The sequence below is a fragment of the Vibrio furnissii CIP 102972 genome (assembly GCF_000176175.1).
Classification (GTDB): domain Bacteria; phylum Pseudomonadota; class Gammaproteobacteria; order Enterobacterales; family Vibrionaceae; genus Vibrio; species Vibrio furnissii.
The window spans coordinates 13,613-34,328 of sequence record NZ_ACZP01000010.1 but is presented as its reverse complement, the minus strand read 5'-3'; the positions used below and the strand labels follow the sequence as shown (position 1 = coordinate 34,328).

Here is a 20,716-nt window from a genome sequence, read left to right as displayed (position 1 = left end):
GGGGATTTATGTCGTTAAACGTCCGGTGACTGGGCGTGATGATCAAGGTAGTGCTGCGCTTCGTCACTGCCCATATATCGGGCGAGCGTACGCTGTGGCACGTGACGTAAATCGACCACAATTAACCCATCGAGCGCGTCGTTAAAATCGGGGTCGATGTTGAAGCTGACCAGTTTGCCATTGAGGCCAAGGTATTGGCGCAGCAGCACCGGAATGCCTTTGCCCTCATCAATGCGCGCAATCACGCGCGACAGCAGTTGCAGGTCGGCGAGCGACGTCAGCAGGCTGGCATTCCACAGGTTTTGGCCGACTGGGAGCGGATTGGTTGCCTCCACCAGTTCGGCCTGTGCTTGGTCGTAATAATGCAGCGTCATGGTGTCGGCCAGCAGGCGACGCGCTTGATCGCTGTAGTCGCTGCTGATACTCACCGGGCCAAACAGGTGCGTGTAGTCCGGATGACGTTGTACATAAGTGGCGATGCCTTTCCACAGCAGCAGCAGGGGCGCCATGCTTTTTTGGTACGCCTCATCAATCACCGAGCGACCCATCTCAATCGCTTTGCCCATGTTATGCAAAAAGCGCGGGTCGTATTGAAACAGAGTGCTGGAGTAGAGGCCATCAAGGCCGCGACTTGCCAGCAGTTCATCAACCAACCCTAAGCGATACGCGCCGACCAGCAGCTCTTGGTCACGATCCCAGATAAACAGGTGCAGATAGTCGCGGTCGAACTCATCAATATCCAGCGATAAGCCGGTGCCTTCGCCGACTTGGCGAAAGTTGCGTTCTCGCACGCGGCCAATTTCATGCAAGATAGCGGGAATGTTCTCGGCACGCGTGCAGTAGACATCCAATTCGTTGTGACGCAGCAGGTGATCCGAAAATGACAGACGCGCGATGTCTTGGCGCAGATCGTCTAGCGGCAGGCGCGCCTCAATCGGTACCAGCGAGCTGTCTTGCGCGGTTTTGTTACGCGTAATGGTGGCAGGGTTGTGCAGCAAATAGGTGTTTAGGCGCAGGTAGTTGACCAGTTGCTGATCGCACAGATCGTTTACTTCTTTGTAGTGAATGGTTTCGCCGATCGCGATGTCGATACAGTGCTGTTTTTTATTCAGCAGTTCGCGCCCCAGCATCAGCGTGCGCAGCAGCGGGTGGATTTTCCCGGCCATGTAAAAGCGTTTGGAATTCTGACCATCAATATACACCGGCACCGATTTGGCCTTATGTTTTTTGATCAAGCGGCTGACCGACTGGCTCCACTCTTTGTCTTCTAAACGGCGCTGTTTGCTGTCGACCAATTGCGACACTTCGCCTGCGGGGAACATCAGCAATAAACCGCCTTGTTCCAGATGTTTATGCGCCTGACGCAGCGCCAGCAAATTGGCTTTGTGCGCTTGACGGGTTTCAAATACATCGACGCCGATAAACAGTTCATCGAGCTCGGGGACGGTTTTAAGGTAGTGATTGGCGAGGATCTTGATGTCGGTGCGGCGAGTCAGCAGCAGTTCAGCCAAAATCACCCCTTCCACGCAACCCAGAGGATGGTTTGCCACCACCACGGTCGCGCCTGTTTGCGGCACTTGGCCGAGTGCGCCTTTGACCACTTGGTAATCAATGCCCAACACTTCGAGCGTGAAACGCAGAAACTGCGCCGTATCGCACCCGGCTGGGCGCTGAGCGTAAAATTTATTCAGTTGGTGTAAACCGGTCGCCCATTCGGCGATGTGTTCACCCAGGCCAAACGGGGTTTTGCGCGGCAATTTAAAAGGGCTGGTGGAAAGCATAACGTCCTCACGATCCGTGTTTTATCGTCATGCTAGAACGCGAGTGTGTCAGAACCGCTGCGATTGGATGAGGCTTTGATGGCGTTTCGATTGCAATTTGGTGACGATGGGTAAAAGCGGCAGCAGGCTTGAGGCGTTTGCTTTAGGCTAATATTTCGCGGCTGAATGAATGCTGGATGAGGTGTGTCAGCGTTTGCGACGGTTTGTCAGCGCAGGGTTAAAAATGTTCACGCATGTTGTGCAATCGTTGACAAGATTTTACGCCAGATTTAGCATCCCGCTCGCTTATTGAGCACAGCGCGTTTTGCGCTGACCATCGTTTAATTTTTCGAGGAACAACAGAAACCTATGGACTCATCGAGTAGTCGAATATCACAGTATGGTCTTTTCGGTTTAACGAAAATGCCACGCGGTTTCTAGTTCACCAGCCTTCTGCTTATGCATGTGCCTGGTGATCATCACCGCTGGCAGATGCAGATTCTCTCATCCGTTTTCGAACATTCCAGTGTCCTGACCAAACCATCTCGGGTTTGGCAACGTTGTTTGCGCGCGTGTTATCGGGCGCGACGGCTTGCATGCCGAGAAGAACTGTTGGGATCACGCAGCAAACTCGCACGTCATCTCGCGTGGGCGCTGCGGTGCGTTAAGGTTTCTTTGTCCTGAGCAAATCTCAGGAGAGAGCTATGACTGTTACACCCATCTTTGAGCGTCAGCACCGCGTGGTGCTGCGTATGTCCGGTTTTAACCGGGTTCGCGATCATCTCACCCAAGACTGCTTTTGCGTCGGGGACGATCTGAAAGTGCATCATGTCATTCACATGCTGCGCAGTTTGCACATTGTCGGTCAATTGATCGATGCCGTGATCGTCACCTCGGACGAGGGCACTTATTTGGGGCTGGTTCCGCTGTCGGCGTTGGCGGTAGCGGAGCCGACATTGCCTATTGTTGCGCTGGCCCAAGGCGCGCAGCACTGGGTTTCCCCCTTTGCGCCCGCCTATCAGGCTGCGTTGCGTTTGCGCCAAAGCCCATGGTCCATGCTGCCGGTGCTGGATGACGAGCGCCGCGTTATTGGTGTGCTGGAAAGCCGCGCGGCTATCGGCATCATTCGCCAGCGTTTGCAACTCTCGCCCTATGAACTGGCAGGCAAAGTCCGTTCTCACTGGTTTCGTTTGACTCATTTTTGGCGCTAAGGCTAGGAGAACTCAGCATGATTCATGAAATGATGGCGCTGCTGCGCCATGCCGACAAAATGCAATTGAATCAATTCATTGCGCGCAATCCCAAGGCCGACTGTGCAGAAACATTGGTCCATCTGTTAGACACGCAACACGTTTCGCAGGCCGAACTGAAAGACATTTTACAGTTACTGACGCCAGATTCCCGAGCCGAATTGTTCAGCTATCTGCCGCTGACCATGCAGGTGGATATCGCACAACGTATGACGATGGCAGAATTGGCGGCCATGGCGCATCAAATGGCCCCTGATGAGCGGGTTGATCTGTTGGCGTTGTTGCCACAAGACATTCAGCAGCAGGTGCTGCGCTTGATGAACGCGGCGGATCGCGAAAACATCGAGATTCTGTCGGCCTATCCGCAAGGCACAATTGGCGCTGTGATGACCACAGATTTTGCCACCTTAACACGTGATCTGACTGTCGAAGAGGCGTTGGCTCACCTCAAACTGTGCGCACATGAGAGTGAAACCATCTATCAAGCGTACGTGCTAGATGAGGAGCAAGGGCTGCTCGGCATCATCTCTTTGCGAGAGTTGGTACTAGCCGAACCGAGCATCAAAGTGGCGACGATCATGACCAAGGTGATGATCTTTGTGCGCGCGCATGATGAAGAAGCGCTCGCGGCGCAGGCGATCAGTAAATACGATCTGTTGGCGTTGCCGGTATTGGACAACCGCAATCGGTTGGTGGGGATCGTGACGTATGACGACGCGATGGATGTGGCAGAAGCGCAGGCGGATCGCAGCTTTCATAAAACGGCGGCGGTGAATTTTACCGGCAGCCTTAAAGATGCCAGCATCGGCTTGATGTATCGCAAACGGGTGTTTTGGTTGGTGCTGCTGGTGTTTGGGAACCTCTTTTCCGGCGCGGGGATTGCCTATTTCGAAGATACGATTCAAACCTACGTGGCGCTGGTGTTCTTTCTGCCATTGTTGATCGACAGTGGTGGTAACGCGGGATCGCAGTCGGCCACGTTGATGGTGCGTGCACTGGCGACGGGTGAAGTGGTCGCCAAAGATTGGGCCAAGATGGTCGGTAAGGAACTGGCGATCTCGGCGCTGCTTGGTGCAACCATGGCGGCTGCGGTCTCCTTGCTGGGTTGGTGGCGTAGCGGGGGCGACATTGCATTAGTCGTAGCGCTGACAATGCAAATCGTGGTGATCATCGGGTCGGTGGTTGGGATGTTGTTGCCGTTTGTGCTCAATAAAATGAACCTTGATCCGGCATCGGCCAGTGCACCGCTGATCACCACCATTGCCGACTCCATTGGCGTCATTGTTTATTTCAGTGTCGCCACCATGGTGTTGGATTTTCCGCCGGTGGTTTAACCATGATGCCCGCAGTGATGCGGGTATTTTTTCAAGTGATTGTCGGCAGGCATGCCAAAATCGACATTGCGAACTAAAATTGTATTTATCAATAACAATGAAGATATACATGATGAATGTCTGCTTTTGGAAGCCATTGATTGTGGGTGTCTCGCTTTGCTTTTCGGCTGCCGCTGACTGCCAATTTGGGTTCGACAGTGCAACTCTGGGCGTTGGAACGTCTTTTGATGATGAGTTGCTGGTGCGGATCGGGATTCAACGCCATCTCGATGCACAATGGTGGGAGAGTGAGGCGGGGCACCTCTCTGCCTACTTGGACTTATCGTTGAATCAGTGGTCGCTCGATGAGGATGAGGACCTGCGCATGGTCGCGCTTTCGCCCGTGTTTTCTTACCAGTTTTCATCGCAGTTTGCTGGTGGCAAGCCGCTGCTAGAAGCTGGCATTGGGCTGAGTTACATCAGCAAGTCTGTGTTCAGCGATCGCGATATGGGAGGCAACATCCAGTTCGAAGATCGGCTAACCCTCGGCCTGCGCTATGATGTCGGCGCACTGATGCTCACCTATCTTCACTATTCTAACGGTGGTATTTACTCGAAAAACGCAGGCATGAATTCGCTGCTGCTCAACTTCCGTTATTTTTGGTGAGGAAAGTGGGCGATTTAAATCGGGAAAATCGAAAACGCTGCGACTCAACTATCTAGAGAAATATGTCATCCAAGCTCAATGAAGATTTCAACAACCGAAGAACCCCTATATCTTTGCCGGAGATGCACCCGATAGACCTCTCGCTTATCCAAAGGAGGCATTTGCTCGAATCAAGAAAGCTGCCGGGATGACAGACAACTTCCGTATTCATGATTTGAGGCACAGCGTCGCATCGATTCTGATCAACTCAGGTAATGCGACGCTCTATGATGTTCAGCATTTGTTGGGACATCAGTCGCCACAGACCAGCTCGAGGTATGCTCATTTGGCTTCGAGTAGGCTGAGGGAGGTAAGCGCTAATGTGGCTGAGCTAGTCGGGACGTTAGTAATCATCAATAAATAGAAAACAGTGGGTTTCATATTCGCTGATTTTTTGTACATCAGTATTCAAGTTATTCATTATACACCAGCAGTTAACTGACTACTTATTTAGAGAGAAACTTTATTATCTTCATGATTTCTGACATTTTCTTCCGTTATTAAGTTGAGTTCTTTATTAACTTCATCACTACTAACTAATTGATTAAAGGTATTAAATAGAGGTTCGAAGTCTTTAAAATCTTCCTTACTTAAGATTGCTGCTTTTTTCCATAGTTTTGACTTAACAGTATCCTTTATTTTTTGGTATTTGACTCCTACAATTATTTTTTCATCGACAAAATTTCCTTGAAGCAAGAATTCATTTGGTAGTAAATTTTCTATCTCGATGTAACTAGAAAAATTTGCATGCTGTAAATCTGCTAGTTGATTTAATCTGTTTGGTATAGGTAAAAGCATCGCATAAAAGTATGGATGGTCGCTACGTTTCCTATAAATGCCTGATTCTTTGGAACCTAAGACTTCTTTAGGCCAAAAACTGTCCTTTTTAAGATTATGGAAGTTTTCTGAACCTTCTTTGTCAAAATCAAATAATCCAACAACTCTAGCATCTTTATGAATCGCTGTGTTTTTACTTCTAAGAAACCCACCTAGAGCCCCTGCTCCACCTAGACCATGTATTTCGAAAGAACAGTTCGTTTCAAAGTCTTCATCTAAGGTGTCAATATTAATAGGGATGTCGTTAAGTATAAGCCATGCGACTTTATATATTTGATCAAGTTGATCTTCAACAAGTAGGTATGATTTATGCTGTTTAATTCTTGATGCTTTTTCTTCTAGAATGCTCTTTACTTTTTCAATGTCCTTGTATATTTGAAGAAGTTTCTCATTTAATGTAAAAACACCCAAGTCATCATTTAGTTTATAGATGTCTGAAAGTTCTAACGTCTCTTTTTCTGAATTATTTTCTCTTGAAGGCTCGATTCTATTTATTTTTGATGAAGACAATTCAGGATTGTGCCAAACTCTATACTTTGAAATATTATCCCCTTTCATTGCTAAAAAATTAAAAGAGTGAGTAGTGATAAATATCTGAGCACTTTGAGAAAAAATATCTTTAAACCTATCAGCTAGTATTTGCGCATTTTTATATTCATATGAGTTTTCAGGCTCTTCAAATCCCCATATAAAGTATTTCTTCGACTGAACATCACTTCTAACAGTTCGGCTTGTGTAACTACGCTCTTTTAGAGCTATATAGTGCAAAATTTCTGGTATTAGCTTCGCTTGTACACCATCTCCTCGCTGTGATAACTCAACATTTCCAGTTTGAACTTGTAATGTTTTAAATAAATCGACTAAATCAGAAGGTAGCTGGAATACTGGCTGGTAATTTGAGTGCATATTTCCAAGAGTGGATTGAAAATCCTGCATTATTTTAGCAGTTTCACTTTGTATTTCTTTTTGGAAATCATTCTTTTTTCGGTCTATTTTAGATGTTTTTGTTTTCCAAAGAGTATGCTGGAGTTCACCATAAAGCTTAGAAAAATACTGTTTATCTTTAATTGCTGGTACATAATGAAACTGTATTTGTGCGAGAAATTCTGTAAGTTGCTTTTGTAAACTAGCTTTGGTCGTAGACTTTATAGCATTAGTGGTACCATCCTTGAAGTGCTCGAATATATCTCCTTTTTCATGCCTGAACGATGTTTCTATATTTGATCGCAAGTCTGATAGGCTATAAGAAGATGCTTTCGTCCACCGTTTACTGACAAAGAACCTTTCTGGTAAGAATACTTTTGTAGGATGTTGTTTATTTTTATTTTGGTTTTTCTCATTTCTGAAAAAAATTTTTACCGTAACAACTTTCTCATTTATATCATTTTCGTCATCGGACATTTCTTTCTTGAAGAAATCCCTCTGGAAATCAAAAAAATTATCTATATCTGTATGACCATTAAAGAAAAGATTTAATGCTCTAATAATATTGGATTTTCCAGAATCGTTTGAGCCAGAAAGAATGTTTAACGAGCTTAACTTATCTAAGTTTGTTGTGTCTCCCTTCCTATTACCAAAAGAACGAAAGTTTTTTATCTCGATTTTTTCTATTGTAACCATGCTGATCAAATTGCACTTCATCTAATTTGGTAAGATGTTATCACAAAGTACAGTTTATTTATCGCTCAAATTACCATTTAGATAAAGAGAACAGTCACTTTTCAACAATCCACTCACTTCCCCGTACACCAACCCCAATCAAAATCCTAGATCGCAGAGTCGGTCACACCAGACTGGCTCGGAAATCTCTCTCTAAGGCTTATCTTGCCTAACTTCCTGCATGATGTCGTTTCTGTAATTATCGCGACGGCGTCGTCGGTCCGGTCTTTAGCTTTGATTTTGGCTAGATACCGAGCTGGACACGAACCCTAATATAAATTTCCTATTTAGGTTTTCCGTCCGGTTTGCCGTCGTCGTCGATGGTCATTCCATCCCATTCGACTGACTCAACTCTTAACTCAGATTCATGCCAGATTCGCGCTGTACAGATGAGAAAGGGGGGTTGATGGTAGATATCACTCTGAATTAGGAAATACATCGCTGTGGTGAAGACATGCGTGTTTCTACTGACTGAATGAACTAGAGCTTACCGGAAGTAGCCATTGTTTAGAGAAAAGGGACTGAATATCGACCGGGTCAGAAAAGACAAAGGCCCGTAGATTTCTCTACGAGCCTTCTAGAATTTGGTGGCCCTCCCAGACTCAACTTTATCCTGTAACTTATTGTTAAGTAATTAATTAAATGGTTTGAATATTATCTATTGGTACATTTGGTGGTACATCAGGATAAAACCAATAGAGTTGTTCTTTCAAAATCAGAGTGATTTAAGAAAAATCTCGGCTAGATCACATTACAATACTCCAGACTTACTGTCGCGCACCTAGATTTACACTTCCAAAGCAATTTCGATGGCGATTGCTCTGAAGTGTTCCATCATTTCTTTCATTCCTTAAAGTCATGAGACCCAATGAGTTGTGTTTAAGCACAGACCTCTCCAATATCATCAAACGGTCATTCGCTATGTTTGGGTTAGGCGTGTGAGTCCAACAGCCAATACCATCTCGTCTTACTCTTTGATAAGAGGCTTTATGTTTTTTAGGCAAAACTCGGTGTAAGAGGGGGCGTTACCTAATGATTGGGTTTAGGCAACGTATTAGTGCCGTGCTTGAAATGCGCTGGAGTGAAGTAGATTTGCAAGAGAAGATATGGTTGCTACCTGCCAGTTCAGAGGTATACCGCACCAAGAGCCAGGAAAGTCGGAAAGTATCATTAAGCGATTACCTGCAGCGACCTCTTAAAGATCAACATGAGAGCGTACCAAGCAAATGGAAGCTTGTTTGGCCTCAGCTTTTGGTTGATAAGGTTCAAGAACCCGCAGCAGTACGCGCGCTAATCAAACGTAATTTACCGGATGATTTTGAGTGTTTCTCACCACACGATCTGCGCCGCACCTTTATCAGTCGTTGCAGTGAAATGGGGTTAGATATTGTGGCGATTGAAAAGACTGTTGGCCACCAGCTACCAGGCATGTTGCAGGTATACAACCATCACGATTACCTTGAAGAGCAGTTAGTGGTACTGCAAGCTTGGGGCGAGAAGTTGCAATCTCTGACGGTTGCCAATGTAGTGCCGTTGTCTGCGTCGAAATATGCTTAGCTATTTTGAATAAAAAAATAAAGTGACGGGAACCACAAGGTTCCCGTCACTTTGTAGATGCTAATTGTTTACAGAAGTGAGTACACACCAATTGGTAAAGTGGCCCGTTAGATAATTTCCGCTGTTGTTGGCACTGGCTCAATCAATCCTCTAGAGCGCCATCTGTTGCTGTTTACTAAAGAGTTAAATGAAACACCGTTAGACAGCGTTAAATTATCTGCGTGATCCGTTAAGATGATCTGTGGGCTAAACCCATATTTCAACTCAAGTTCATTGCAATAAATGGATATTTGACTGAACAGGTTTTCAACTGCTTTGATATCTTCGTCGACAGGTCTTTCTTTTTTGGTCCTCTGTCTCGTTTCCTGTTCTTTTTGCTCCTCAAAAGATTCTGAGTTGTCACGACTGAAGTTAGGAAAGTAGACTTGAGTTGGTTGGTCAAAAAACAGTATTGACGGGATAGCACATTTATTACCTAGTTCAACAAAATATTTATGCAGTGCTAAAAATAGCGTTACATGACAGTACAGCCAGTTTGCACCACTTCCCATTGATCTCAAGTAGATTCTTTCTTTTTTAGGCGTCAAATGATACAGGTCGAACGTTTCGAATGAAAAATGAAGATTGATCGGTTTATAGCTCGATTCAAACTCGAAATGACGGCCAATATCAGCCATATATTCGTTTACTTTAGCTGAGGCGTTTTCTAATCCTCGTTGAACGTTGTATTTTTTTAGATCACTAGTGATAGTTAGTAGCTGCTTACGTATCTCTTTAATTTCTTTTTCAAGGTTCAAGTCATCAGCCATGTTGAGGGAATCAAGATGAGAAAATAACGTAGCTTTCTGCATCAGAATATTTTCATAAAGGCTTTTCTGTTCAGCAAGCTGCTTTTCTGATTTTTCAATTTTATCTATTTGCTGGTTTAATTCGGTTAATGTCTTACCTACAGTTTCAATATTACGTTTCACATCGACTAATGACGATTCAAACTTTGCTTTCATAGGACGGGCTTGTGCAAGGTTACCTGATACCTTGGTTATCGCTTGCTGCAACTTTTCTGCACTTTGTTGAAGAGTGTTATGTTCCGTATGACAAAATGGACAGACAGAAGCGGATATGTGAACGTGTTTAGGTGAGCTAAACTTCTTCACGTTTTCAACAAAACGTTCTTCTTCTTGGATATGCTTTTTAATTGAGGCTGCTTGGCGATGTAATTTTCTTAGCTCTGCTGTTGTGTTGTTACGAGTTTGTTTGAGATTGTTGTAGTGTAGGGTTGCTGCATCTGAATTATGATTAATTCTTTCTGGTACAATGATGCGATCAAGCTGATCTTTGGCATCTTGTGGGTGTAAGAGTATTTTTTCCAGTGGTAGCGGTTGTTCTTTAAAGCCCATTGACGCGTACAATAGGCTCAATACTGGACCAATGTTTTGTGCATAGCGTTCGGAAGTTCGCTTGTTTGTCTCTTTCTGGCGTTCTAAACGCCTAACTTCCGTGTTTAATCGTTCTTTTTCTTGTGATAAGTGAAAAAACCTTTGGTCGACGAGTCCTAAGAAGATTTTTGTATGTTCAATTGCTTGATCTCGTTTTTCTTTTTCATCAAATCGATAAAACAAAGCATGTTTATTGGCAACAAGGTTCTGATGCTGAAGCATAAACGATGAAAAGCTGCGTATAGATGGAGTGGCAGCTTTTTTGCCACGCATGCTCCTGGCTTCTAATGACTCATCGACATCATCGACATCTAAGAACAAACTCGTTAGATATTTTTTAAACTCGGCTAACGGGCGAAAGTAGCGACTATTAAAATAATCGTGATTAATATCATTAGAGTCGAATGACTCTATGCGACGAAAGAAGGCTTTCGTTGTGATCTCAGGATCTCGTGCGAGCACTAGATTTTGTTCGTTCACAGCAAACACAACATAATAAATTGCAGCGCTAGTGGTAATGACGCCTTTGGGGATAGTATTTTCATCACTACCAAAGCAATAGTCAAAAATTTCAATTAAGGCACTTTTACCTGTAGATGACTTACCAGTAACGACATTTAGCCCCTTTTTAAAATTAACCGGATGTTTATTTCCTTGCTTATCAATAACGCCAATTTCATGAATTAATGTTTTCATCGCGGTTTTACTCCCAAAAACGCGTAAATATCGAGTACTGATTGACCGCTAAATAGCCGCCCTAGTTTTTCTGCATTTTTCTTGTTGGTGAAGGCTACATCAAAATTATCGCATGTGCGGAGGGATAAATTTTGTGCATCTATTGACAGCCAATCATTGATTAAGCAGTAGTGAATAGATTGCTCAGTTAGTTCTTGAAATCCGTCTATACGTTCTTGTAGATCATAGAGTTGAGTTCTGTCATCAAAAATAGACCAAATAGAGCTTTGCTTTCTAATACCAAATACAGCACGTGAAATTTTTTCACCAAAAACAGGATGACTGCACAGAGGGATTACCAGAGGGGCGAGTAGAAGATTATTTTCACATTCATCTATAGTTGTGTAAAACGAAGCGAGGAAGGCCCCATATTCAAACGGGTTGTATTTTAATTCGTACAGTGCATCGATAATACTGCTCATGGCTCAACCTTCCACTTTAAGTTTCGCTTCTCATCATCCATTGCGTCATGTAATAAACCATTCTTATACTCAATTGGTGGAATATCATTGCCCATGTTTAACGGGTGTTCACCTATGGTTCTGTTGTAAAGCAATTTTGAGCTTCTAATTGCATCCGTTGCTTCTAATTGTGCACTTGAGTAGGCGAGCTTATATTTTTTAACCAATTGGTTTTGATAAGTAACAGTTTTGTCTTTATAGAGTGCTGATTCATCAAGTTCTTCAAGTAGTGAATTTTGAAATTCAATCCAATTACCGACGGCTTCAGGTATCATTTCATGATGCTCGATCTCAGAAATTTTTTGTACGAATGCTTTATCTTTGTACGATTCAACATCTAGGTCAGAGGCTTCATAGCCTGAAAAAACAGGAAAGGTGAATTCCTTTTTACAAAGAAGAGATGTTAACTCTTCGCATTTCGCTGAAAATTCTTCGTATTTAATTCTCCAAGATTTCTGCGTTGACTGCGCATATACAAAACCGACAAGCCCATGAAGGTAACTATTCAAGTTATTTTTAGGAATACCTACCGGTTTAGACAATATCCGCTTCTTTAAAGCTTGCTCATTATCAGCTTCTGTATATAAAGTGACTTTACTGAGCACGTTTTCTAACAGCGTCTTGTCAGATGTCATTACTGCTTTTTGTAACTTGACTATTTCTGAGGGTTGTTTTGCATTCAGCTGTTCTTGGGAGCGTTCTGAAAAAATGTCTTTTAGAATCTCCAGCCGCTTTTCTACTGGTTCAGCATTCCAGTTCTTTAGGCGAGTTGATGCGCCAAATGCTTGGGTAGTATGGAGCATTAACACACCATATTGTGTATGATCAAAGTCTGGTGCCAGCCAGTTTTTGATTGTTTTCCAAAGATTCTCGTGGTGGTCAGTGAGTGGGGCTGAGTAGTCTTTCACTTCGGTTTGTATAGATGTCAAGGCATCTATTGAAATCAGACTAACGTCACCGTCCTTTTCGAACCAAACCGATTGTCCCTCATCAAGTGAGAAGCACTTATCCAAGCCAATCATTACTTGGTAGTGGAAGGCTAATGCGGTTGTTAACGCTGCATTTTTGGTTTGACCGTCACTCATATTTCCTCCTTAAGAGCTGGTCTTGGAAGGGCGGGTTCAGAGTGGGTATTTCATAGATATAAAAATTATGGAGTTATATTTGAATATCCCATGTACCGCTTCAATTTTCTGTATCTGTTTAACCACTTCAACTGGTTCCGATAGATTAGCTAACACTTTTTGTTGTTGGTTGAAGTGTTTGTTGTTGATTCAAAATGAAAACTTTACGAAGGATATGAGAAAAGTGTCATCTGAGCAATGATGTATATCGTATTATGCGTTCAAGTGAATTAAGTAGAGGTGAATTAATTCAAAGCTGGCTTAACCTCGGTTAAGCCAGCGCTTCAATGTTTTTTAGCTAAGTGTCGAGCTCTAAGCCTTCATTAAACGTTTATAGGTAACAGCAGCGGTCAACTAAAACTATCCTAATACATCTGTTGCATACTGTGAAGACAGTAACTTACTGCAAGCTCGTATTTTAGTAATCTCTATTGGCACCTAGATGCGACATGATTTGTCGCATCTAGGTGGTAGAGTGTGATTAATCCTTAAGTCAATTGCGGTATGCGTATGGCACTAGCTAAAGATCCTTTGTTGAGACAACTGAAAATAATTCAGCTTCTTCCTAAGCTACCAGGGAGGATCGCGACTTCTACATTAATTGAAAGATTGTTAGAAAGTGGCTATGAAGCGTCAGAACGAACGATACAACGAGATCTAAATAAGCTCTCATCATTATTTCCTATCGTTGTTGATGATACATATAAGCCATATCGATGGAGTCTTGATGTCGGTTTTGTTTGCTCTACACCGTCGACCGAAACGGTTACTGCTTTAGCGCTTACTCTAGCAGAGCCTGTTTTGATGCAACAGCTTCCCAGTTCTGCATTTTCCTTAATATCTAGAGAGACGAATAGGTCTAAGAAGCTATTGAGTGCTTTGCAACAAAACGAACTCAGCAGATGGCAGGATAAAATTAGGGTTGTACCTGATGGTCTGCAATATGCCCCTCAATATATTAATGCTGACATTTGGGAAGCATTAACTACCTCTCTACTGAAGGATACACAAGTTTCGGTTAAATATTACAGTAGAAAAAAATCAGAAGAGAGAGAGTTAGTTTTAAGTCCATTAGGCATTGTTAATAAATCAAGGCATTCGTACTTAGTTGCTGTGGCGCATGGGTACACCGCCCCAACTATTTATGCTTTGCGTCGATTTCGTCAAGCAATTGTATTGCAATCTCCTGCGGTCATTCCAGATGGTTTTAATTTAGATGATTATATTCAATCTGGTGCATTGTCTTGGAGTCAGCCTAATGAAGTTCAGCAAGAGCTTGTCGCTAACATTTCTAGCGATCTAGCCTTTAGTCTTCAGGAAAATATAATTAACGATAGCCAAGAAATTACCACAATAGAAGGTACCTCTGAGCAATATCGATTGAGGGTTAAGGTTCCCAATAATAAAGAAACACTATGGTGGATATTTAGTTTGAACAATGAAATCACCGTTTTAAGCCCGATTGAATTGAAAAATCAAATAGTCTCTTGTCTTGAATCTCAACTCTCAAGGTATCACGCCATTGAAAATCAAAATATAGGGATTTCTGATGACTTATAAAAGGGATCGTCGCAATCAAGTAAACACAGCTATCGGACTAAGTAACGTAGACACTGTGTCTAAGTTTGGTTCGGCCACTGCTGAGTTTCTTAAAGGACTTCGTGGAGTTGATCATGAATCGGGAGTTTTTTCTGATCGTTCACTGATAAAGGTCTCACAATCCAAAGTTAACTGCGAATTTGTTGAACAAAACCTCAAACAACAAGCGGGATATTCGGCTGAAATTGCATCAACTAGCCGAAAGAATGCTCAAAGTATTATTGAGGGCAGTAAAGCAAGATATTCAAGGTCTGAGGATGTACCTTCTTTCGGAAAAAATGATCCTGTAGTTGATATTGTTGAGCTGTTAGACGGCTCAGTTGAGTCCACAGCACAAATGAAGTTCGTTGGAGACGACAAACTCGGAACACTACTCAATAAAATTGCGGATGGTAGCAACAAGTCTGGTAAAAATGATCTTTCAAGATACTTGGAAGTAGATGAATTACAGTTACCAACGAATCAAGTAGAAAGAGCAAAAGATATCTGCAGAGAGCGAGCAACTAAATTAAGAGAACAGGCTAATAGGTTAAGAGAAAATGGGAATATTCAACTAGCCGATCAAAAAGAACAAGTAGCTAATAACTACAATGAATTAGAGAAGAAGATTTCCGATTCGAAACTAACGTCAGACGAAGCGATGCAGTATCGTTTAGAACCCAACAAGATGACAGCAAAGGATATAGTTCGTACTAGTCATAAAGCTGGTGTTGAAGGAGCAAAGTTTGGTGTTGCTATCGGAGGCTCCATTTCGCTGATTACCAACTTAATTGCTGTAAGTAGTGGCAATAAAGAGCTATCGGAAGCGGCTATCGATACCGTTATTGACACAACATTATCAGCAGGTGTTGGTTACGTAAGCGCTTTTTCCGGTTCAGCTCTGAAGGGCATGTTGCAACAATCATCTTCAGAATATACACGGGCACTTAGTGCCACAGCGCTTCCTGCATTGGTTGTATCGGTATGTATAGCTTGTGGCAGTTCAGTACTGTCATATACGTCCGGAGATATTGAGGAAGCTGAATTACTTCAAAATATAGGTGGAAGTGTGGGTGGAATGCTTTCGTCCTCCATGTTTGCATCTATCGGTCAACTAGCTATACCAATCCCTATTCTAGGGGGGCTAGTAGGTGGAATGGTAGGTTACACCTTATCTAACCTATTTTATCAAGGATTTCTTTCTTCGTTGGATGATGCAAAAAAATCACGGGAACAATTAGAGTTGATTAGAAACAAGTGTTTGGCAGCGAAACAGATGGTTGGAGTTTACCAAAACAGGTTAGATGAGATCTTTAGCAAGAAGATTTCTCAATTGAATGATGCAAAAGAGCAGCTCTTTTCAGCGTTAAATCAACCAAATGTGTCTGTAAATCAACTATGTAATGACATCAATTTGTTTGCTCTTCTCCTTGAAAAAGAACTTCAGTTCCAAACTCAAGCAGAGTTCGATGATTTTATGTCAGGTGACGATACTCTTGAATTATAAGGAAAATTAAGTGTTTTTAAATTTATTAAAGCAAGATGAACAAAAGCGACTATTTATGCAGCTCGCTAGTGTTATGGCTCTCTCTGATGGTGTTGTAGCTTATGCTTCGGAACAAAGTGAAACAATCTTAGGTCATGCAATGGTAGCTTCAGGTCTATTCTCGCTATCTGGTTTGTTCTCTTCAAAACCGAGTAACTCTGAAATATTGGAACAAATGACGACTAGATATAACGCAGATATCTGGAAAAGCCTGAAGTGCCAAATCGGTGAACCAGAAACGTACATGCTAGAGTTGTTTGCAGCAGAGATGGGGCTACTTTCTAATTCGTTAAGTAGCCTTTCCGATTGGCAAGAACGGTACTTCATCCGTGATTTTGAAAAATATCTGACCGATGCTTTTACACATATATACCAAGATCCCGATGCAAAGAAAAAAATCATGCTCTCATTGGCAGAAAGTGATGTCGACCTAGCAGCTATAGATCAAAAAGCTATAGAATCAGAGTCGCTAAAAATCAGTGAACTAAGGTCTGTCATCTTTAGTTGTATCTCAAATAAATTTATTAAAAACAGTGGGCTAGTCCTTACTTCTAGCGAAAAGAAATCTATCATTTTTGAGCTAATTGGCATTGCCTATTCAGACAACGAACTTTCTGAAGTTGAGCTGATGATAGTTAAAAGTATCGCGGCTTGCTTCGAGATTGATGAAGAAACATTACACGAGATAACGGAACTAGTTGTCGAGTTAAATAGAGTTTCGTCTGAAGCGTTGGATTTGATAAAAGAATAGGAGATTTCCACATGGCATTACCATTGATAGTACCTATTGTTGCAGGCTTAGCGGGACTTTATGGTGCTGGAAAAGCAGTTAAAGCTACCTCAGATAGCAATTCGGCAAATAAGTTGAATGAAAAAGCAGAAGACTTAGTTTCATTCTGCCAAGATAGCGTTGAGGTGAAAAGAGTTTGTTGTAATTCTTCGCTCGAAGAGCTTGGACAAAAGAAGTTTGATGCAATCACGAAAACATTAGGTAATTTTGTCGAGGTATATAGCAAGTTGAAGAATGTCTCTTTAACGACGGATAAAGAGCTAGGAGACTTGATGCTTTCTGACTTTGATGAGCATGCACTGGATGAAATGAGAAATGAAGTCTCAATGTTATCTGGCGCCGCCTTGGGAATTGGCTCTGGTGCTTTAGGTGGTGGAATGGCAGCTTTTGGCGCTTATAGCGGCACAATGATGCTAGCCTCTGCTAGTACTGGTACTGCTATTGGGTCTCTCAGTGGAGCGGCTGCAACCAATGCTACGATGGCTTGGCTAGGTGGGGGGTCGTTAGCATCAGGTGGATTCGGGATGGCCGGTGGAGTTGTTGTCTTGGGTACACTTGCTGCAGGACCTGCGCTACTTATCTTTGGATCGGTACTTAGCGCGAAAGCAGAAAGCAAGCTTAATGATGCCAAATCCAATTTAGAAAAAGCTAATGCCTTTGAGGTGGAATGCGGAGTTGTAATTACTAAGCTGGAAGGGATATCCGAAGTTTCTAAATTAGCCAGTGATACGCTATCTAATTTGCGTACACAGTGTCGAAGATCTTGCTCAGCGTTAAAAAATATCATCAAATCTAAAGGTACAGATTATTCTGTTTTCAGCGAGAGTGAGAGAGCTTTAGTTTTCAAAACAGTGAAACTTGCCCAATTAATTAAAGTACTTGTAGATACGGCTATTCTTGATGAGGAAGGTAATTTGTTAAACGATGCTTGTTCAAATATTAACAGCACCTATATGATCAGTTCTGAACTGGTTTAACAGTAGTATTTTTAATAGGGGGCATCATGGATAATCCCCCTAATACTAGCTAAAATGATGATTAAATCACTCTTAAGTACGAATGTTTAGATTACTTCTCTTTCCATATATTTACGACGATAAAAGTAAGTAATGTAATAATTTCAGTTGAGCTGTAGGCTGCTGCTTTTTTTATCAAGGAGTAAAATGTTAAAATTTGACTTGATCAGAGAGACTAAGCAGCGCAGTTTAAACGACAGCTTCTTGACGTAATATTTTCATTTTAAGTGTTTTCTTGTTCTTTTTCATACAAGCGGACTATTATCCTACATCCAACCAGATCCTTCGCATTTCCAACAGCCTCCATTGACACCACCATCTCCATTGCAGACGGAACAAAGTTTATAGCCCGTTTTATAGGAACTGGTTTGCGTAACCTTTTTTGTTGTACCAAAGCGTATCGTTGAAGGCCCCTTAGCTAGAGGTTTAATCTTTATCTTTTTTGCAGGTGGCTCTTGCTCTTTGACATTTGAGGGTTGAGAGAATTTTCGTAATTTATCAAAGCCTTCTAGCCATTCAATTACTTCATTTTTTGACGGTCGCGATATCAAAATTGCGCGTTTCTTAGACGTTAAGTGCCAATACCCATCACTTTCATATAGGTACAGATTTCTGACATTCATTAGCCCTTTGCTAACCTGAGAATATGGAGAAACCTCTGATTGGAGTTTTACTGCAGCAGGCAGTAATTGTTTTAAGTGATCACTGGTTATGAAAAGCTTTTCTGATTTCCCTGCCAGCTTCAATGAGAGCTCTTTTACTTTCCCTGCTGTTATTTGTTCGATCAACTGTGCTTCGCTCTCATTCGCGTGCTCATACATCGCCCTATGGTTCGGGCAGAGCACTAAATCAGAGAAGGGTGATGAGTCCAGTTGTTTTGAAATAGATGTTTCTTCCCAAAAATACTCACCGTTAGTTAGTTTAAAAGGTAGGGCCGACTGGCAAACCTGACAGCAAAGCTCACCCGCTTTATTCGTGTACTGTTCAGTTAAAAACTCTCGGGAAGAACGATAGATCTTAACTGGTTCCTTTTTGATAATTTTGACGTGAGGTTTCTCATCTTGATTTGTTGAAGTTGGCCAGACCCAGCTATATTTGTGTTTCAAGTAGTATTCATCTTTAAGCCAAGTTAGATCATGCTCCCAATCTCGAATCGCCACTTCCATGTTTGCACTCTTGCGCTTTGCATTTCTTGCAAGAGCAGCCAGTGTTTCTGCCATTTTTTTTAGTCGTGTAGCCGTTTCTGGGGATCCCCACTCAGCGACATATGCCTTTGAGTCGACGTATGGTAACTCTTCACAATAAATGTTTTTTAGCAACTTGAGTCGAGAAGAGACTGCCAAACCAGATACACCTACTGTGTATCCCACTGCTTTGAGCATCCCCATTTGAGGCCACTGACTTTCAGGCAGTGAACCATCTGCTTCGTTTGCAATTGTAGAGGGCCAACGAAATGTGCTCTGAACTGTTTTTGTTGCGTTGATTTCGGCGTTTGCTTTTACCGACATGTTATCTATTGATGAATCACTGGTTTTGAGGACTGTATCACTGGGTAACTCTAACGATTTCGTTTGTCCATGAGGACCATAGGGATCTTTCGATGGTAACTCATTGTCGGTACTCAATGTGTTATTGGGATCTCCAACATTAGAGGTTTGTTGGTTGTCTGTACTTGAGCTGGTTTCTTTCGTTGGCTTTGCCGTTTTATCTGATTGACTTTGATTGTCTGAAGATAAAAGCGATGGAGCGAGCTCGGGGCGCTCTTTTAACAACTGCTCATAGATGTCAGGTTGCACTAACGCAGCCTCTAGAGGTTCTTTTGTTTTAGCAAAACCGATCCTTGAACGAATCATAATTATCAGATTTGCTTTTTCTAAGGCTGAAAGGTTTTTCCAGCTTAGTTGTTTATGCAGCAGCGAAGTCGTTGAGGTGAATGCAAAAGATTTTTTCTTAATGCTCTTTGGAAGAGATACCTTCTTGTCTCTCGAATATCTCAGTATTTGAGTAGACCACATAAAGTTAACGAGTTTCTCCAGAGAGACCCTTTGTTCTTGCTCACCAGTATAGTTGCTCTTGAAAGTGAAAAGCCTATATGCCCGTTTTAGTATCTCTAATTTTTCTTTGTCATCCTTACCTTGAACCGTCTCATAAGGCAAAGAGGTACCAGTTTGCCGTAAAACCAATTTCCGACTTCCATCTGACCAGTTCCAAACGCATTGCAACTGATAGATGGCAAGTTTTGCCTGAAGCTCAGAAAGTAGTTTGTCGGTAACGCTTAATAGAGAAATACTTTGCTTTAATCGATTTTCCTGACCACTAGGAAGCTTGTCGGTAGGGCTCGTTTTAACCGTGGGATCTAGATTCTGCGGTGAACGCTTTTTTACTTCATTCCAAGATGGTGCATTGGACCAACTATTCATGCTCTTTTGAGCCGACTCAGGCTTTCTCTGGAATGTTTTCGGTGTGCGTGAAGTGGATCTATCTAGGTTGTTGGCCTTTTTTTGCAGCTTTCTGGCATCAGTATCTTTTTTCCTTTGAGCTCTGCGTTCCTTTTTCTGCTCACTTTTATTTTTGTGCTTATCGTTATTGTTAGTTCTTTGGGTAGGTGTTGCGGGCTTTTGGCGCTTTTCTTTGGTTAGTTCATTCCAAAGAAGCTCTAACTGAATTTCTTTTATTCCATCATCAGAGCGATCATTTTGAGTAATCCTTTTTACGCGTTCAATTGTAGTCGTCTCCTCCTTGTCATTACTGTAATTATAACGAGAAAAGTCATACACAAATTGGTTTACATTACGACTTGGAATACTCAACTTACCCATAAAGATCAGACCTATTTAACGACATCAATAAATACTTTGAGAATACTAGTGATAAAAATACCATGATTTGACCCATAGCAATCAAAACAATTTCAGATAGATATCATCTTCGTGCATACCTCAACGGTT

Annotated in this window: 13 protein-coding genes and 2 pseudogenes; 9 read left to right on the top strand and 6 right to left on the bottom strand. The window is 42.4% G+C overall.

From position 1 onward, the window contains the following. Positions 1-14: 14 nt before the first annotated feature. Complete coding sequence (locus tag VFA_RS01690) at positions 15-1,781, bottom strand: lysophospholipid acyltransferase family protein (protein WP_004724231.1); 1,767 nt, start codon at positions 1,779-1,781, stop codon at positions 15-17. 683 nt (positions 1,782-2,464) lie between these two features. Between VFA_RS01690 and VFA_RS01685 the strand changes: the two genes are divergently transcribed. From VFA_RS01685 to VFA_RS23075, 4 genes and pseudogenes are all read left to right on the top strand, one after another. Beyond that, positions 2,465-2,971 carry a CBS domain-containing protein gene (locus tag VFA_RS01685; protein ID WP_004724229.1) on the top strand — a complete coding sequence of 169 codons (507 nt, stop codon included), beginning with the start codon at positions 2,465-2,467 and terminating at the stop codon, positions 2,969-2,971. Between the two features lie 17 nt (positions 2,972-2,988). Continuing rightward, a complete protein-coding gene (mgtE, locus tag VFA_RS01680; RefSeq protein ID WP_004724228.1) occupies positions 2,989-4,344 on the top strand; it encodes a magnesium transporter in 1,356 nt (451 codons plus the stop codon). A gap of 109 nt (positions 4,345-4,453) precedes the next feature. After that, a complete protein-coding gene (locus VFA_RS23080) occupies positions 4,454-4,990 on the top strand; it encodes an acyloxyacyl hydrolase (protein ID WP_157132494.1) in 537 nt (178 codons plus the stop codon). A gap of 16 nt (positions 4,991-5,006) precedes the next feature. Then, positions 5,007-5,393 (top strand): annotated as a pseudogene (locus VFA_RS23075) (tyrosine-type recombinase/integrase); the annotation flags it as partial. Positions 5,394-5,479: 86 nt separating this feature from the next. Here the strand turns inward: VFA_RS23075 and VFA_RS01665 are convergent. Beyond that, positions 5,480-7,486 (bottom strand): ATP-dependent nuclease, encoded by a 2,007-nt coding sequence (locus tag VFA_RS01665; RefSeq protein WP_038150692.1) that lies wholly within the window; start codon positions 7,484-7,486, stop codon positions 5,480-5,482. Between the two features lie 1,071 nt (positions 7,487-8,557). Between VFA_RS01665 and VFA_RS01660 the strand changes: the two are divergent. After that, positions 8,558-9,082 (top strand): annotated as a pseudogene (locus VFA_RS01660) (tyrosine-type recombinase/integrase); the annotation flags it as partial. Positions 9,083-9,189: 107 nt separating this feature from the next. Here the strand turns inward: VFA_RS01660 and VFA_RS01655 are convergent. The 3 genes from VFA_RS01655 to VFA_RS01645 are packed head-to-tail and all read right to left on the bottom strand — an operon-like array spanning position 9,190 to position 12,799. Continuing rightward, positions 9,190-11,214, bottom strand: a complete 2,025-nt coding sequence (locus VFA_RS01655) for a DUF3732 domain-containing protein (protein WP_004724224.1) — start codon at positions 11,212-11,214, stop codon at positions 9,190-9,192. Next, the gene (locus tag VFA_RS01650; protein ID WP_038150688.1) at positions 11,211-11,675 is read right to left on the bottom strand and encodes a three component ABC system middle component; all 465 of its coding nucleotides are present in this window, start codon (positions 11,673-11,675) and stop codon (positions 11,211-11,213) included. The genes VFA_RS01655 and VFA_RS01650 overlap by 4 nt, the downstream gene beginning before the upstream one ends. Continuing rightward, complete coding sequence (locus VFA_RS01645; protein WP_004724223.1) at positions 11,672-12,799, bottom strand: hypothetical protein; 1,128 nt, start codon at positions 12,797-12,799, stop codon at positions 11,672-11,674. Before VFA_RS01645 ends, VFA_RS01650 begins: the two co-directional genes overlap by 4 nt. 549 nt (positions 12,800-13,348) lie before the next feature. Here VFA_RS01645 and VFA_RS01640 point away from each other — a divergent pair. From VFA_RS01640 to VFA_RS01625, 4 genes are read left to right on the top strand one after another with little or no spacing between them, the layout of a single operon-like run. Continuing rightward, positions 13,349-14,398, top strand: a complete 1,050-nt coding sequence (locus tag VFA_RS01640; protein WP_004724222.1) for a helix-turn-helix transcriptional regulator — start codon at positions 13,349-13,351, stop codon at positions 14,396-14,398. Next, positions 14,388-15,923, top strand: a complete 1,536-nt coding sequence (locus VFA_RS01635; RefSeq protein WP_004724221.1) for a hypothetical protein — start codon at positions 14,388-14,390, stop codon at positions 15,921-15,923. The genes VFA_RS01640 and VFA_RS01635 overlap by 11 nt, the downstream gene beginning before the upstream one ends. A gap of 10 nt (positions 15,924-15,933) precedes the next feature. Continuing rightward, complete coding sequence (locus VFA_RS01630) at positions 15,934-16,713, top strand: hypothetical protein (RefSeq protein ID WP_004724220.1); 780 nt, start codon at positions 15,934-15,936, stop codon at positions 16,711-16,713. A gap of 11 nt (positions 16,714-16,724) precedes the next feature. Then, positions 16,725-17,729 (top strand): hypothetical protein, encoded by a 1,005-nt coding sequence (locus tag VFA_RS01625; protein ID WP_004724219.1) that lies wholly within the window; start codon positions 16,725-16,727, stop codon positions 17,727-17,729. 305 nt (positions 17,730-18,034) lie between these two features. Here VFA_RS01625 and VFA_RS01620 read toward each other — a convergent pair whose 3' ends face one another. Further along, complete coding sequence (locus tag VFA_RS01620) at positions 18,035-20,587, bottom strand: hypothetical protein (RefSeq protein ID WP_004724218.1); 2,553 nt, start codon at positions 20,585-20,587, stop codon at positions 18,035-18,037. Positions 20,588-20,716 lie beyond the last annotated feature (129 nt).